This window comes from Hydrocarboniphaga effusa AP103, from assembly GCF_000271305.1.
GTDB classification, from domain to species: domain Bacteria; phylum Pseudomonadota; class Gammaproteobacteria; order Nevskiales; family Nevskiaceae; genus Hydrocarboniphaga; species Hydrocarboniphaga effusa.
On the sequence record NZ_AKGD01000002.1, the window covers coordinates 68,785 to 83,494 of the forward strand.

16 protein-coding genes are annotated in these 14,710 nt (G+C 68.5%); 3 read left to right on the plus strand and 13 right to left on the minus strand.

The features are described from left to right. Positions 1–438 precede the first annotated feature (438 nt). The 13 genes from WQQ_RS11770 to WQQ_RS11830 all read right to left on the minus strand — a co-directional run bounded on the left by WQQ_RS11770 (position 439) and on the right by WQQ_RS11830 (position 12,113). A complete protein-coding gene (locus WQQ_RS11770) occupies positions 439–666 on the minus strand; it encodes a hypothetical protein (protein WP_007185401.1) in 228 nt (75 codons plus the stop codon). Positions 667–709: 43 nt separating this feature from the next. Then, positions 710–1,399: a glycine zipper 2TM domain-containing protein gene (locus WQQ_RS11775; protein ID WP_007185402.1), complete on the minus strand. Its 690-nt coding sequence runs from the start codon at positions 1,397–1,399 to the stop codon at positions 710–712. Between the two features lie 138 nt (positions 1,400–1,537). Then, complete coding sequence (locus WQQ_RS11780) at positions 1,538–2,521, minus strand: AgmX/PglI C-terminal domain-containing protein (RefSeq protein ID WP_007185403.1); 984 nt, start codon at positions 2,519–2,521, stop codon at positions 1,538–1,540. Further along, positions 2,518–3,033 (minus strand): ExbD/TolR family protein, encoded by a 516-nt coding sequence (locus WQQ_RS11785; RefSeq protein WP_007185404.1) that lies wholly within the window; start codon positions 3,031–3,033, stop codon positions 2,518–2,520. The genes WQQ_RS11780 and WQQ_RS11785 overlap by 4 nt, the downstream gene beginning before the upstream one ends. Continuing rightward, positions 3,030–3,554 (minus strand): ExbD/TolR family protein, encoded by a 525-nt coding sequence (locus WQQ_RS11790; RefSeq protein WP_007185405.1) that lies wholly within the window; start codon positions 3,552–3,554, stop codon positions 3,030–3,032. Before WQQ_RS11790 ends, WQQ_RS11785 begins: the two co-directional genes overlap by 4 nt. A gap of 22 nt (positions 3,555–3,576) precedes the next feature. After that, positions 3,577–4,206 (minus strand): MotA/TolQ/ExbB proton channel family protein, encoded by a 630-nt coding sequence (locus WQQ_RS11795; protein WP_007185406.1) that lies wholly within the window; start codon positions 4,204–4,206, stop codon positions 3,577–3,579. A 58-nt stretch (positions 4,207–4,264) separates the two neighbouring features. After that, positions 4,265–4,603: a hypothetical protein gene (locus WQQ_RS11800; protein WP_007185407.1), complete on the minus strand. Its 339-nt coding sequence runs from the start codon at positions 4,601–4,603 to the stop codon at positions 4,265–4,267. Next, positions 4,600–7,935, minus strand: a complete 3,336-nt coding sequence (locus WQQ_RS11805) for a tetratricopeptide repeat protein (RefSeq protein WP_007185408.1) — start codon at positions 7,933–7,935, stop codon at positions 4,600–4,602. Before WQQ_RS11805 ends, WQQ_RS11800 begins: the two co-directional genes overlap by 4 nt. Continuing rightward, a complete protein-coding gene (locus tag WQQ_RS11810; RefSeq protein WP_007185409.1) occupies positions 7,932–9,401 on the minus strand; it encodes a tetratricopeptide repeat protein in 1,470 nt (489 codons plus the stop codon). The genes WQQ_RS11805 and WQQ_RS11810 overlap by 4 nt, the downstream gene beginning before the upstream one ends. Further along, positions 9,398–9,949 (minus strand): hypothetical protein, encoded by a 552-nt coding sequence (locus WQQ_RS11815; RefSeq protein ID WP_007185410.1) that lies wholly within the window; start codon positions 9,947–9,949, stop codon positions 9,398–9,400. The genes WQQ_RS11810 and WQQ_RS11815 overlap by 4 nt, the downstream gene beginning before the upstream one ends. Beyond that, positions 9,946–10,632: an outer membrane beta-barrel domain-containing protein gene (locus WQQ_RS11820; RefSeq protein WP_007185411.1), complete on the minus strand. Its 687-nt coding sequence runs from the start codon at positions 10,630–10,632 to the stop codon at positions 9,946–9,948. The genes WQQ_RS11815 and WQQ_RS11820 overlap by 4 nt, the downstream gene beginning before the upstream one ends. Continuing rightward, positions 10,629–10,982, minus strand: coding sequence for an SH3 domain-containing protein (locus tag WQQ_RS11825; protein ID WP_007185412.1), 354 nt, complete (start codon positions 10,980–10,982; stop codon positions 10,629–10,631). The genes WQQ_RS11820 and WQQ_RS11825 overlap by 4 nt, the downstream gene beginning before the upstream one ends. Before the next feature lie 201 nt (positions 10,983–11,183). Further along, positions 11,184–12,113, minus strand: coding sequence for an alpha/beta hydrolase (locus tag WQQ_RS11830; protein WP_007185413.1), 930 nt, complete (start codon positions 12,111–12,113; stop codon positions 11,184–11,186). A gap of 168 nt (positions 12,114–12,281) precedes the next feature. Between WQQ_RS11830 and WQQ_RS11835 the strand changes: the two genes are divergently transcribed. Genes WQQ_RS11835 through WQQ_RS11845 form a run of 3 tightly spaced genes read left to right on the plus strand, consistent with a single transcriptional unit; the run spans position 12,282 to position 14,646 of the window. Next, the gene (locus WQQ_RS11835; protein ID WP_007185414.1) at positions 12,282–12,530 is read left to right on the plus strand and encodes a FeoA family protein; all 249 of its coding nucleotides are present in this window, start codon (positions 12,282–12,284) and stop codon (positions 12,528–12,530) included. After that, positions 12,527–14,362: a ferrous iron transporter B gene (gene feoB / locus WQQ_RS11840; protein ID WP_007185415.1), complete on the plus strand. Its 1,836-nt coding sequence runs from the start codon at positions 12,527–12,529 to the stop codon at positions 14,360–14,362. Before WQQ_RS11835 ends, feoB begins: the two co-directional genes overlap by 4 nt. Then, positions 14,359–14,646, plus strand: a complete 288-nt coding sequence (locus WQQ_RS11845) for a hypothetical protein (protein ID WP_050997671.1) — start codon at positions 14,359–14,361, stop codon at positions 14,644–14,646. The genes feoB and WQQ_RS11845 overlap by 4 nt, the downstream gene beginning before the upstream one ends. Positions 14,647–14,710: the final 64 nt, after the last annotated feature.

Sequence of the window (14,710 nt, forward strand, 5' to 3'; positions counted from 1 at the left end):
CAGGGGAATTACGTTGTCAGAACGCTCAGCACCTAACCGTTACCAGTTGGGCACCGTTCCTAGGCTGCGGGGGGCAGAACCCCCGGTCTGGTCATGTTTCGCGCAAATTGCGCACGCCAGACAGTTGCACATGCGGCTTTCGCCGCTTCGATTTCGGGGCATTGCGCCGTCGATCTCGATACCACTTGGAGGCTAGTTTTGATACTCTTTAGTCCATGAAATTCATAGACTTAGTGGCATCTAGGCTAGCGGCCTAAGCGACTTTCAGGTCGCACGCTTGGGAAGCTACAGCTCTACCATTGAGCTACACCCGCAATGCGCCATCTGAAGAATGGATTGCGGACCGCAGTTTACCGCGTCGCCCGCTCCCGATGAGAAGCCAAAACGAAAAAAGCCCACCGCGAACGGATCGCGGCGGGCTCGGAGCAGAACGAGGGCTTAGAGGTTTTCGCTCAAACGGCGCGGGCCGAGGCGCCGTTCGATGCCATTGGGACCGCCGACGTTGACGCGCCGACGGTCGCGACCTTCGGCGGTACGACGATCGAGACGGGCGTATTTCTGTTTGGTCTGGTCGGGCTGCTTGTAGGTCAGCAGGCCATAGCAGAACACCAGCGCGCAGACCGAACCGATCGTCCAAGTCGCCACATCGAAGAGCCAGTTGACCATCGCAACCTCCAAGCGCGCCGCCTGAGGCGGCGCCGGACGGCGCTTATCTCAACTGGAGATTGTTGCCATCCACGCGAACAGGAGTGCCGACGGCAAGTCCGGCGGCGCTATCGACCTTGACGGTCTGATAGCCGCCATTGTCCATGCGCACGCCCACTTCATAGTAAGTCGAGGCACGAGCGGAGCGTTCGATCTGATGACCGGCGACGCCGCCGCCGATCGCCCCCGCCGCAGTCGCGAGATCCTTGCCGCGGCCGCCACCGAACTGATGGCCGATCACGCCGCCGGCCACCGCGCCCGCGATCGCGCCCAGACCCGAGCCCTGACCCTTGGCACGCACTTCGTTGATCGAGGCGACGGTGCCGCAGTCCTGGCAGACCGGAGCCGGTGCCGGCGCGGGGGCCGAGTACGAGGGCTGCGACTGCGAACGCGAAGCGCTGGCGGCGCGCTCGGCCTCACGCTGGCGACGGGCGGCTGCGGCGGCGCGTTCCTGCTTCGCCTTGGCTTCCGCTTCGGCTTCCTCCTGCCTGGCCTTGGCTTCGTCGAGTTCCGCCTGCTTGGCGGCGGCGTCGGCCTGGGCTTTGGCGAGTTCCTCCTGGGCCTTCTGCAGTTCGAGCGCCTGCTGATCGGCTGCGGCCGCGGCTTCCTCGGCGTCCTTGTCGGTGGGCGGGGCACAGGCCGAAATCGTCAAGGTGAGCGCCGCGACGGCGGCGTAAGCAGTGCGGAATTTCATGGAAGGCCTCGAATGATTTTTATATGCGAGCCGGAGCTGGCTCGCGGTGCCATCTTTGCGGCGAAAGCTGAACGAAAACTGAGTTCGCGGTCAGCTTTCATCGGTTCTTCACAATCGCCCGCGGCACCGAAACCGTTTTCAGTTCGCCGGGAAGAAATCGAGCGGCTTGGTGATGGTGGTGGCCGCCGTGTCCTTGGCCTCGAAGCGGAACAGCTTCACGCGGCCGACCAGTCTGCCTTCCAGATCAGGGTCTTTGAGCTCGCTCGACACCACCTCGCAGCTCGATACGCTGCCGTCCGGCTCGATCGTGAGCTTGAGCACGAGCTTGCCCTGCAGCGCCGGGTTGTCGCGCAGGGCGCGGTTGTAGAGCGCGTAGATGGCGCCCTTGTTCTGGTCGAAAACCTCCTCGACTTCTTCACGATCGCGGCCACCGCTGCGCTTGCCTTCGGCCTTGGCCGCGGCGGTGTTGGCGGCCGCCTTGACCTTCTCGGTGCTGCGCTCGGCCAGCCCGGTGGCGCCGGTGCTCTTGCCGAGCGAGGCGGTATCGACACCGCCGCTGGACCGTGCATCGCCGCCGAGGGCGCCCGATGCCGCCTGCTTGGGCGGCGCGCCGGTTCCGCTGATGACGGCGGCGCCGCTGGCGACGCGCTCGGCGGCCGAGGAATCGCGCATCGCCGCGAGGTCTTCGCTCATCGAGGCCAGGCCGGCCTTGGCGGCGCGCTGGCGGGCGGCTTCGGCGCGCTGCTCGGGCGTCGGTTCGGCCGGCTTGGGTTCCTCGATCTTGGGCGTCGGCTCGGGTTTGGGCTCTTCGACCTTGGGCTTGGGCGCCGGAACCGGCTCGGGCTTGGGCGCTTCGACGACCGGCTCGGGTTCGGCGACGGCTTCCACGGGCGGCGGCGGTGCCGGCGGAGGCGGCAGCAGCTGGGCGTACTGGCGCACCGGCGGCGCTGCGGGTGCCGCGGTCTTGCGCTCGAAATGCAGCAGCGACATCGCGATACCGAACAGCAGCACCGGAACGCCGACTTCGATGCAGATGAGCCTGAAGCGCCGGTCCGCGGCGTCGTTGAGCTCCCAGCTTTCCCAGCGGATCGGCGGGCGCGGGTTCAAGCCGGCGGCGCTCACGAGCTCTTCCCCGAACTGCGGTTGACCGCGAGCGAGATGCGCGCGAAGCCGGTATCGCCGCCGCAGGTCGCCATGACCTTGTTGAGCAGGGCGAACGGCAGGTCCTTGTCGGCCATGATGTTGACCTCGCCGCGCGTGGGCTTGGCGGCCGGGTTGCCCGGATCGCCCTGCAGCGGCACCTGCAGCAGGCGCTCCTTGAGCCGACCGAGCACGGCGCTGGTGTCGGCCTCGGCCTCGGCGACGCTCATCACCGGCTCGCCCTGGAACAGGATGCTGTCCCGCGTGACCATGACCACGGCCATGTCCTCGGGCTGCTGCTGCGAGACCGACGGCGGCAAGGTCAGCGAGGGCGGCGTGCGCAGGGTCTGCACGCTGGTCGAGGTCAGCATCAGGAAGAACACCAGCGTGGTGAACACGTCGATCATCGAGACCAGGTTCAGCGGCACGGCGTCCGGGCGCTCGGCCTTGCGCAGCATGCGGCGCCGGCGCGTGGCGTTTCCGAGCAGGCTCATGGGGCGGGCTCCGATGCGGAGGGCGCGGTTTCGGCAGCCGGGGCGACGCCGACCGACACTTCGGGGAACAGTTCGTAGGCCGCGGTCGGATCGGTGCGCACCGCGTCCATCAGCGCGACCAGGGTTTCATACGAGACGCTCGGTTCGAGCAGCAGCGAAATGCGCTTGTCGTCGGGCGTCGCCGACTTGAGTTCGGTCAGCTTGGCGACGAGCCCGCTGTAGTCATAGGCGCTGCCCTGCTTGGCCCAGGTCTGCAGCGGCTGGCCGTTGTCGGCCAGCGTGAGGCCGTCGCCGCGCACCACCACGCTCAAGTCCTGCTGCGCGGGTGGCGGTTCGGCGCTCGCCACCGGCGGGCCCGGCAGCTCGATGCCGAGCACCGAGACGCCGATCTGATTCACGAGCAGGAAGAACACCAGCACCGTGAGCACGTCGATCATCGACACCAGGTTGAGCTCGCCGCCGCGCCGCCTCTTGGCACGGCGCATCGCGCGTCGGGTGTTCTTGGCCAGTCCTTGCATCATCGCGGCGCGTCCTGGCGGTTGATCAGTCTTCGAGCCCGAGGCTGTTGAGGAACTTCACCGCCGCCATTTCGATCTGGTCGACCAGCGAGTCGGTGACCGACTGCAGCCAGGAGTGGATCAGCAAAAACGGAATCGCGACCATCAGGCCGAAGGCGGTGCAGTTCATCGCTTCGGACACGGCCCCCGAGAGCAGGTCCTGCTTCTGCGCCGGGTTGACGTCGGCCAGCGCGCCGAAGCCGTGGATCAGGCCGATGATCGTTCCGAGCAGGCCCAGCAGCGTGGCGACGTTGGCGAAGGTGGCGAGGTAGTGCGTGCGGCGCTCGAGCTGCGGCGTCACTTCCATGAGGCTCTCTTCCATCGCGCGCTCGACCGGGCCGCGCTTGGTCGCGCCCTTGGAGCGGGCCAGGCCGTAGCCGAGCACGCGGCCGATCGCGGTGGTCGAGTTCGAGGCGATCTTCTCGGCCTCGCTGTAATTGCCCGCGTTGATCAGCGGCAGCAGGCGGCTCCAGAGCGTGCGGCTCTCGTTGTGCGCCTTCTTCAGATAGATCATGCGTTCGATCGTGATCGCGAGCCCCAGTGCGAGCAGCGCCAGGATCGGATACATGAACAATCCGCCCGCCTGGAAGAAACCGGGGATATTGCTGAGGCTCATGAGGCTAGTCCTTGCTCTGGGTGTTTCGGTTCGGGTGTGGGGGCAGCTGCGGAGACGGTCACGGCGTCCCCGCGGGTTTGGCATAGCGCAGCTCGCGACGGTATTCGACGCGATTGACGGGTTCCAGGACCTGGTTCAGCAGGGTGTCGTCGGGCGCGCCGCGCAGTTCGGCCGCCGAGGCGCGCTTCCACGGCAGGATGTTCATGACCGTCGGCAGCTCGCGGCTGCCGGTGATCGAGGTGGAGTCGAGTTCGAGCACGGAGCTGGAATTCACGCTTGGTTGCGGATCGTCGGCCGCGGGCTTTCGGGCCTGCGGTTCCTGCGCCATCGCGGCGGCTGACAAGGTGCAGCAAACGGCAAGCCACAAGCTGCCCGGCAGGCAGTGCAAGCGCGTCATGGCGTGGTCTCCTTGGCGGCGGCCGGCGCACCGGTGCGGCGCTTGAGGTCGGCGATCCAGCGGCCCACCTGCGCATCGGGCTGCGGCAGCAGCGCCTGATAGCGCTCGTATTCCTCGAGCGCGACCCGCGGCTTCTGCAGGAACAAATCGTTGACGACGCCGCGGTTGTGATGGGCGGCGGCGTAGTTCGGATCGAGCGCGATCGCCTTCACGTAGGCCTCGTCGGCGGCCGCGAACTGCGCATGCCGGCGCAGCCAGATGCCGAGCTGGTGCTGGGCCGGGGCGAACTTCGGGAAATCCTTCGCCGCCTGCTTGAGCACCCGCTCCTCGTCGGCGTTGCGGTTCATCTGCCGGTAGACCAGGCCGAGCATGACCGCCGGGCCCGGCAGGTTCTTGTAGTCGGCGGCGAGCGTCTTGAACGCGGCTTCGGCGGCGGCGGTGTTGCCGGATTCGAGCGTGGCGACGGCCGCGTTGAATTCGGTGGTCGCGCGCGCCGACATCGCGGTGCCGGCCGGGGCGATCGGAACCGAAACCTCGGGCTGCTCGCCCTTGGCGTAGCGGCCCGGCGACAGCGCGGCGAGTTCGATGAAGCTCTTCTGCACCCAGAGGTCGTAGATCCCGTCCTTGGCGCGCCTGGCGTTGGCCTCGTGGATCGCGATCGCCTTGTCCTCGAACGGGAAGATCTGCTCATCCAGCAGCAGGTCGTACTGTTCGAGCGCCTCGGCGTCGAGGTCCTTGGGCCGCTCGGACGTCTTCAGCGCCTTGGCGAGGTCGTGGTAGAGCTCGGCGGTCTCGTAGGTGGCTTCGGTCGCCACTTCGGCGACGCCGTAGTCGGCCGCTCGCGCATAGGCGTTGAGCGCGTTGTCGAGGCGCTGGCGCTTGGTCGCCAGGCTGCTCTTGAGCGGCAGCGTCAGCGCCACCTGGCGGTACGCATCGCGGGCGGTCTGCGCGGGCAGCAGCGAGGCGCGCGCGGCCAGCGCCCGTGAGCGCTCGGTGCGCTGATCGCCGCCGGCCGCTTCGAAGTTGACGAGACGGCGGCCCCAATCGGCGCGAACGTCTTCCTGTCCGCTCTTGGCCGCGAGGTCGACGAGCTTCTGGTAGCCCTCGATCGCGATGTCGAAAGGCTGCGGATAGCGCTCGACGTACTGGCGCAGCGCACGCTCGGCGGCGGCCGGATCGCTTGGCTGCAGCAGCTCGGCCGAATGCCAGAGCGCCTCGCGCTGCAGGGTCGGGTCGGCGCCCGGGGTTTCGGCGATGCGCTGCAACTCGCCGGCCGCCGCGCCCGGGTTGCCGGTCTTCTCGTAGGTGGTCGCGAGCGTGCGCGTGACTTCGGACACTAGCGGATCACCCGCGTGCTGCTGGCGGAACGCCAGCAGCATCGGAATCGCCTGCGCGGGCTTGCCGGCCTTGAGCGTGGCCATCGCGGCGTCGTAGTCGGCGGTCACGCGGATCTTGGTTTCGGGCGCCTCTTCGGCGACGCGCGAGAAGTGCTCGGCCGCCTGCAGCGCTTGGCCCGAAGCCTGCGCCTGCTCGCCCTGGCGGTAGATCGCGGCGGCGAGGCGCTCGGCGGTTTCCTGGTCCGGCGGCGAGCCGGCCGGCGCGAGCTTCTGCACCTGGATGTAGGCCGCTTCGGCGCGCGCGTAGTCGGCCTTGTCGAAGCTCGCGTGGCCGATCACGCGCCAGGCGACGCGCCTGGAGGCGTCGTCCGCGTCGGCGTTCCGCGTCACCGCTTCGGCGGCCGCGAGCGCCGGCGCGAGGTCGCCGGCTTCGAACAGCCCGGCGGCGGCGTTCGACTGGATCTGCGCCGATTCCTTGCGCTGCGGGAAGCTGGTCGCGAAGCGCAGGTCGGCGTTGAGACGCTGGCGCTTCCAGGCGGTCTGCTCGGCCCCGGACAGCGCGGCTTCGCGCTTCTGATACGCCTGCAGTGCCGCGAAGCCCGCGTCGGAGCGGCGGCCGAAATTCGGATAGTCGTAGGCCGCCGTTTCATAGGCCTTGATCGCGCCGGGCAGGTCGCCGCGCTCGTAGAGCAGGTCGCCGAGCAGGAACTGCGCCTCGGGCGCCTGGGCATCCTGCGGGAAATAGCTCGCGTAGCGGCGGTACTGATCGGCGGCCTGCTGGCCGTCGGCGCTGCGTTCTTCGGGCTTGCGCTGAGCGTTCTGCGACAGCGCGTGATGCTGCTGGGCGAGCATCCAGACGGTGTCGCGCAGGTAGTCGACGGCTTCCGGCTGCGAGCTGCTCTGGCGGCCGGACCAATACGGCTGATCGAGGCCGAAGCGCTTGACGTAGTCCTCGCGCAAGGCCAGCGCCTGGCTCGAAAAACCGCCGGCCTCGAAGGCCTTGATCGCCTGGATCTGGAAGGCCGGCGCCTGCGGATGCCGCGGATGCGCCTCGACGAAGCCGGTCAGCGTGGCGGCGACGTCGGTGTAGCGCTCCTGCTTGAGATAGATGCCCGCGAGGCTTTCGTAGAGCAGGTAGCCATAGGCCGGATCGCCGTGGGCGGCGAGCTTTTCGCCGACCGTTTTCGGCGAGCCGATGTTGAGGCAGGCCAGCGCCATCGCGCGCAGGCTGTCGTCGATCAGTTCGCGCTCGGGGCGCGACATCGACTTGAGATGGGCGTCGAGCCGGTCTTCGGGTACCGGGCCGAGCCGGCGATCGAGCAGCGCGAAGAAGGATTTCAGGCTGGCGTCGTAATCGTCCTGCTTGAAGCGCGCCCAGCCTTGCTTGTAGATGGACGGCTCGTAGTACTGATTCGCGCCTTGCGGTCCGCGCTCGGCGATCGCGGTGAACGCCGCTTCGGCCTCGCGATACTGGCGCTGCGCGAACAGGATCTCGCCGCGCCGGAACTGCGATTCGACGATCACCGAAGACTGCGGAAAGCGCTGCGCCAGCTCGTCGAGCGAGGCCAGTGCGGCCTTGGTTTCGCCGGCACCTTCCTCGGCGCGCGCGAGCTGGTAGAGCACCTCGTCGTTGCGCGCGTCGTCCGGGTAGCGGCGCAGCAGATCGCGATAGCGCTCGGCCGCCTTGCGGTACGCGGCCTTGCGCGCCTCGGGGCTGCCTTCGGCGGTGTCGGCGGCTTCCAGCTCCAGATCGGCGATCCGGCGCAGGGCCTCGGCGGCGAGCTTGGGATCGGCCTGCGGCTGCTGCAGATACTGCTGGTAGCCCTCTCTCGCGCGCTGGTTGGCGTCGCCGACCGGCGGCTCGGGCGGCAGCTCGGGACGGCGATCCTGCAGGCTGCCGAGCGTGCCCTGGCGCGGCGGCGGGTCTTTTTTCTTGTCGTCGTTGCCGAACCACATCATCGACGTGGCGAGCAGGGCGGCGGCGGCGGCGCTCATTTGGGAGCCTTCGGCGGCGCGATGGCCGAGCGGTCGAGCAGCTTGGCCTGGGCGAAACGCGCTTCGGCCTGGTAGGCGCGCAGGCGCTGCTGGCGCTGTTCGATCTCGCGCAGCAGCACGTTCTGCAGGGCCTGGCGCTGGCGATCGAGCAGGCGCTCGCTGGCCTCGCGCAGGCGGCTCACGCGCGCCGAGGCGCCGGCCCAATCCGACGATGGCGCCTGCGCCGACAGCTCGCTCACACGGCCGCTCCAGTCGGCGAGCCGGCTCTTGAGGAAGACGAGCTGGCGCGCGTTGCGCAGCCCGGCCTGGAAGCCGTTGCTGGCGATCAGTTCGGAAAAGCCGCGGTATTCGGGTGCATCCGGAATCTGCTGCAGCGGGGCGATCGGGCGGCCGTCGTCGCGCTTGGGGGTGCCGTCTTCGGAGGCCAGCTGCGCGACGAGCCCGTCGACCAGGCGATCGACGTAGGCCGGCTGGCGGATCGCGTTGGCGAGGCCGCCCAGGCGCTGCGATTCCTGCTCGTAGCGATCGACCGCCTTCTGGTATTCGACCGCCGCGGCGCTCGGTGAGCCGGCGCGGGCCATCGCATACGGCACCGCGAGCAGCGACTCCTGCACGGCCACGTCGCCGCCGTCGCGGCTCGCGAGTTCCATCCACGGAACCAGCGCGTCGCGATCCTGCCCGAGCCCGGCTTCGGCCCAGCCGAGGCCGAGCAAGGCCTTGCTGGTGCTCTCGCCTTCGAGGCGCACGCGCCGCAGCGTGTTGCGGGCGTCTTCCCACCGCTGCGCCTGCAAATAGGTGTAGCCGAGCGCGGTGTTGGCGCGGTCGCGCAGGTCGAGCTGCTCAGCGGCGCGCAGGCCGGAGTGATCGATCTGGTCGAGCTGCGCGGCGCCCTCGTCGATGCGGTTCGCGCGGATCAGCGCGACGCCGAGGTTGTAGCGCGCGTAGCTCATCCAGTCGCGGCTGCCGCGCCAGTCCTGCAGCAGCCTGGCGGCCTCGTCGAAGCGGCCGGCGTCGATCAGCAGTTCGGCCTTGAGCATCTGCCGATCGGCTTCGAGATCGCCGCGCAGCGGGGCGTCGATGCGAGCCAGGGCGGCGAGGGCTTCGGCATCGGCTCCGCGCTGGTGCAGCGTGCGCGCGAGTGTGAGCCAGATCGGGTTGCGCACGTCCGGCCGCGTCTCGGTCTGCAGCACGCGCTCGAAACTCGCGAGCGCGTCGCGGGACTGATCGAACGACAGCAGCAGCCCGGCCATCAGCAGCTCGCCTTCGGTGCCGCTGGCCTGCGGCCGGCCCTCGGAGCGCGCGACGAGCAGGCGGGCGAGGGCGTCGAACTCGTCGCCCTGGAAGTAGTGGAACAGCACGTCGCCGTAATAGAGGTCCTGCAGCGGATGCGCGTCCGGCGGCGGCTTGGCGGCGGCGCTCGCGGCGATCGCGAGCGAGGCGAAGGTGCCGGCCAGCAGGCGCCTCAAGGCAGCACCTTGGCGCTGAACGCCGGTTGCTGCGGACCTTCGCCGTCGATCACGCGCAGGTCGATCCGGCTCGGCTGGCCGGCCTGCGTGAAATCGACGCTGGCTCCGCGGCGGTAGCGGCGGCCTTCGGGCCCGCGGCCCGTGAACACTGCGAGCAGCTGGTGCGCACCGGGTGAGGTGGTGCCCACATGCAGCTGTTGCGCGGCCCCGCGTGTGAGCGCAGCGCTTTCGGCATCGGAATAGCGATGCTCGGCGATGGTCTTGCCGTCGAGTTCGACGCGCAGCGTTTCGAGCTTGAAGAACGCGCCGATGTCGGTGGCGACGAAGACTTCGAGGCGATTCGCGGCCGGATACAGGCGGCTGGTTTCGAGCTGGCGCAGGTCGCGCTCGAGTTCGAGCGCCTCGCGCTTGAACGCCTGCGAGTCGGCGTCGAGAGTCGCGTCTGCGGTCGCCACCGCCTGCGCGGAGGCGGACGCACAGGCGCCGATCGCGAGCAGCCCGGCGGCCGCGGCGACGCTACGCCAGCCTGCGCGACTCGGTGCGATCAAAACAGGGCCGCCAGTCCGAAGGTGAATTGGGCGTTGTGGTACAGGTGCTTGTCGGACCACATCTGGTCCGTGAGCTCCAGCCGCACCGACAACCAGTCGCGCGGCATGAACTTGATGCCGCCGCCGAGGTGATAGGAGCCGAAGTTGTCGCCCTCGTAGCTCGAATAGCCGCCACCGCCGATCGCGTAGATCTGGAACGGCAGCGTGTAATTGCGGCTCAGATAGATGTCGCCCGGCGCGAGCTTGTAGCCGAGGCTCAGGCCGAAGCTGTCGTAATCGTATTTCTGCGCCTCGTTGAGGCCGACCAGGTCGCGCAGTTCGTCGTAGCCGACGTTCGACGAGAATTCGTAATGGGCTTCGACGAAGAAATTCTCGGTCTTCTGATAGGCCACGCGGGCGCCGTAGACGGCGAAGCCATCCTTGCGATCCACTGCGATCAGCCCGACATAGCCGCCGACCTCGTAATCCTGCGCCTGGACCTTGCGCACTTCGGGTTCGGGCCGCGCCAGATTCGGGTCGACCACCTGCGAGGAGGCCTGCTCGCCGGGCAGCGGACGGGCGCTCGGCTGGGTGCGCTCGGTGCGGTCGCCGAACAGGCTGCAGCCGCAGAGCAGCAGGGCCGCGGCGGCGAGAGCGGGAAGCTGACGCGCGTATCGGCGCGATGCCAGGGGGAGCACACTCATTCGGCTTTCGGATCCTTGTTCTGGGCGGCGGCTCGACGCTGCTTTGCGACGGCGTGCCGGCTGGGCTCGATGCCGGCGGCCCTGAGCGACTCGCCCATCTGCTCTTCGGACACCCAGCCTTGCTGGCCTTGCTCGGTGCGTAGCAGATACCAGTCGGTGCGGCGCTTGATCAGCTCCACGTGCTCGCCGCGTTCGGCGATGTTGGCAACCGGATAGCGTCGGTCGGGAAACGCGCGCAAATCGAGAAAGGCCTCCTGGACGTCGACCGCGGCGTAGCGCGCCTCGTCGGCCAGGGCCGAAGGCGGCAGCATCGCGGCGGCGAGCCAGATTCCGTACTGCCAGCTTCTCATCGACTTCCTGATGTCCGAGCGGGGCGCTAGGCAAAAAAGGCCGGGACGCGCATCACTGAGGGCTCTTGGAGCCCGGGGGGTAAGGTTTGTTTCTACACATTCGACTGACCCGGACTGCCATGCAGGCTTCGTTCCGGGGGCGTGCCGTTCAGTCCGTGAACGAGCCCGTTAATCTGCCAGACAAGTGTGAATCGTCTATGGCTAAGTTGAACGCTGGATGAAGGCGGCGATGGCCGCGAGCGCGGCGTCGGCTTCCGGAAGCAGCTTCGGCATTGCCTGCCAGACGTGCCAGACCCCGTCCCAAACCTGCAATTCGACCGGAACCCCGGCACTCTGCGCTGCCGTGGCCAGGCGCGTGGAATCGTCGAGCAGGATTTCGTGGCCGGAGACCTGGATCAGCATCGGCGCGAGGCCGCGCAGGTCGGCGAACAGCGGTGAGGCGAGCGGGCTGCGGGCGTCGCGCTGGCCCAGATAGGCATTGACGTAGCGCTCGGTGCTGTCCGGTGCAAGCACCAATTCGGTGCCCCGGTTGGTGCGTATGCTGCCGCCGCTGATGGTCAGATCGGTCCAGGGTGACAGGCAGATGACCCCGCCGGGCTGCGGCACACCGGCCTCGCGGGCCGCAAGCGCGCAGGCCAGGCTCAGCCCGCCGCCGGCGGAATCGCCGCCGATGAAGATTCGCCCGGCCTCGATGCCCGAATCGAGCAGCGCTCGGTAGGCGGCGAGCGCGTCGTCGAGCCCGGCCGGAAACGGATGTTCGGGCGCGAGCCGGTAGTCCGGCATCGTCACCGTGGCGCCGGTCAGCAGGGCGAGCCGGCTCGCCAGCGAGCGGTACAGCGAGGCCGCGCCGACCGCGTAGCCGCCGCCATGCAGGTAGAGCAGGTGCAAGCCGCTGGACCGTGGCGGCGTCACCGTGAGCGTCGGCAGTCCGGCGAACGTACCGGCCTCGATGCGCGTGCCGCGCACCTCGAACAGCCTGGCCGAGCCGCCGGCGCGCAGCAGTTGGCGGCGCTGGGCTTCGAAGCTGCCCGTCCTGCGCATCGCGCGGCCGATGGTCAGGCGGATCAGCGGGCGCAGCAGGCGGGCCCGGATCGAAACGGGGCGCGGGTTGGCGTAGCGAAGGAGGGACATGGGACAGGGAATGAACGCGGATGCACGAACTTCGCCCGTCGTGCCCCGGGGGGCCATGGTCGAGCGGCCCGTGGGCTGCGGCCCATCAGCGAGTCGGCGGGCATCAGGGCGGGGCGTTACCGATCGGTTTATAATAAGAACTGTTCTCATCCATCAAGGTCTTCCCCGATGCGGCTGTCCGAGCTGTCGCGTGGCGTCGCCGCCACCATCCGATCCGTCGACGACGCGACGCAGCCCGATCCGATCGCCGGACGCCTGCGCGAGCTCGGTTTCGTCGCGGGCGAGGCGGTGCGCATCGTCGCGCGCGGGCCTTTCGGCGGCGATCCGCTGCTCGTGCAGATCGGCTCCACGCAGTTCGCCCTGCGTCGCGTCGAAGCCGCGCGCGTGAACATCGAGACGCAGGCGGTGGCCACGTGAGCGCCTCCCTGCGCATCGCCCTGGTCGGCAATCCCAACTGCGGCAAGACCGCGCTGTTCAACGCGCTGACCGGCAGCCGCCAGAAAGTCGCGAACTACGCGGGCGTGACCGTGGAGCGCAAGGAAGGCCGCTTCAGCACGGCGTCCGGGCGCAACGTCCAGGTGCTCGACCTGCCGGGCGCCTACAGCCTCGCGGCGACCAGCCCCGACGAGGCGGTCACGCGCGATGTCTGCATGGGCCGCTTCGAGGGCGAGCCGCGGCCCGACCTGATCGTCGCGGTCGCCGATGCCACCAATCTGCGCCTGCACCTGCGCTTCGTGCTCGAGCTCAAGCGCCTCGGCCTGCCGATGGTGCTCACGCTCAACATGATGGATGCGGCCAAGCGCCGTGGCATCGTCATCGACAAGGCCAGGCTCGAGCAGCGGCTCGGCGTTCCGGTGGTCGAGACCATCGCGGTCAGACGCGGCGGCGCGCAGGCCCTGCTCGCGACGCTCGACGGCGCACTCCCGCCGGTTCCGCAACCGCTGCCCGACTCGGCCGACGTGCATGCCGAAGTGGTGCGCCTGCTCGCCGACTGCGTGTCCATGCCCAAGCGCAGCCCGGGGCTCGACGAGGCGCTCGACCGCATCCTGCTGAACCCGGTGCTCGGCCTGGCTGCGCTCGCGGTGCTGATGTTCTTCATGTTCCAGGCCGTGTTCTCGTGGGCCGGGCCGCTCATGGACGGCATCAGCTGGCTGTTCGACACGCTCGGCAACTTCGTCGGTGAAGCCTTGCCCGAAGGCCCGCTCAACAGCCTGCTCGTCGACGGCATCATCGCGGGAGTCGGCGGCGTGCTGGTGTTCCTGCCGCAGATCCTGATCCTGTTCTTCTTCATCCTGATACTCGAGGAATCGGGCTATCTGCCGCGCGCCGCGTTTTTGCTCGACCGGCTCATGCTCGGTGCCGGCTTGTCGGGGCGCTCGTTCATTCCGCTGCTGTCGAGCTTCGCCTGCGCGGTGCCCGGCATCATGGCCACGCGCAGCATCCAGGATCCGCGCGATCGGCTGGCGACCATCCTGGTCGCCCCGCTGATGACCTGCTCGGCGCGCCTGCCGGTGTATGCGCTGCTGATCGGCGCCTTCATTCCGGATCGGGCGGTCGGCTGGTTCAACCTGCAGGGGTTGGTGATGTTCGGGCTCTACTTCGCGGGCATCTTCTCGGCGCTGATCGTCAGCTACGCGATGAAGCTGTTCGGCCGCAGGCTCACCGACCAGAACGTGTTGCTGCTCGAACTGCCCTCGTATCGCCTGCCGCATGCGCGCGACCTGCTGCTCGGGCTATGGGAACGCACGCAGATCTTCGTCAGGCGCGTCGGCACCATCATCCTCGCGCTGACCGTGCTGCTGTGGTTTCTGTCGAGCTATCCGGCGCCACCCGAAGGTGCCACCGGCGACGCCATCGACTACAGCTTCGCCGGCATCGTCGGCGGCTGGCTGCAGGTGATTTTCGAGCCCGTGGGCTTCAACTGGCAGATCTGCGTGGCCCTGATTCCGGGCATGGCGGCGCGCGAAGTGGCGGTCAGCGCGCTCGCGACGGTGTACTCGCTGTCGGGCACCGACGACGAGGCCGCCAACCAGCTGGTTCCGCTGATCACGGCGCAATGGTCGCTCGCCACCGCGCTGTCGCTGCTGGCCTGGTTCGTCTATGCGCCGCAGTGCATCTCCACGCTCGCGGTCATTCGTCGCGAAACCAACTCGTGGAAGATGCTCGGCATCTCGGCGGGCTATCTGTTTTTGCTCGCCTACGGAGCCGCGTTTGCCACATACCAGATCGCGCGTATGCTCGGTGCATGAATACCCTTCTCGTCCAGACGTTGATCGTTTTCGTCTGCGTGCTGAGCGCGGTGGTCTACGTGCTCGCGCGCTATCTGCCGCGCAAGCAGATCGCCAACTGGCTCGATGCGCATGGATACGCGCAGTCCGCCGCGCTGCTGCGTCCGGCCAAGGGTGGTGGCGGCTGCCATTCGGGTGACGACGGCGGCTGCAGCAGCTGCGGCAGCTGCGCTTCGGCCGAAGCGCCCAAGCGCGAAGCCGTGGCCGGCAACGAGCATCCGCTGCACTTTCATCCCAAGCGCTGAGCCCAGCCGAACCCGCCGTCAGGCCGGTCCATGAGCGCTTCGGCACAGGCGTGACGCAGTGCAC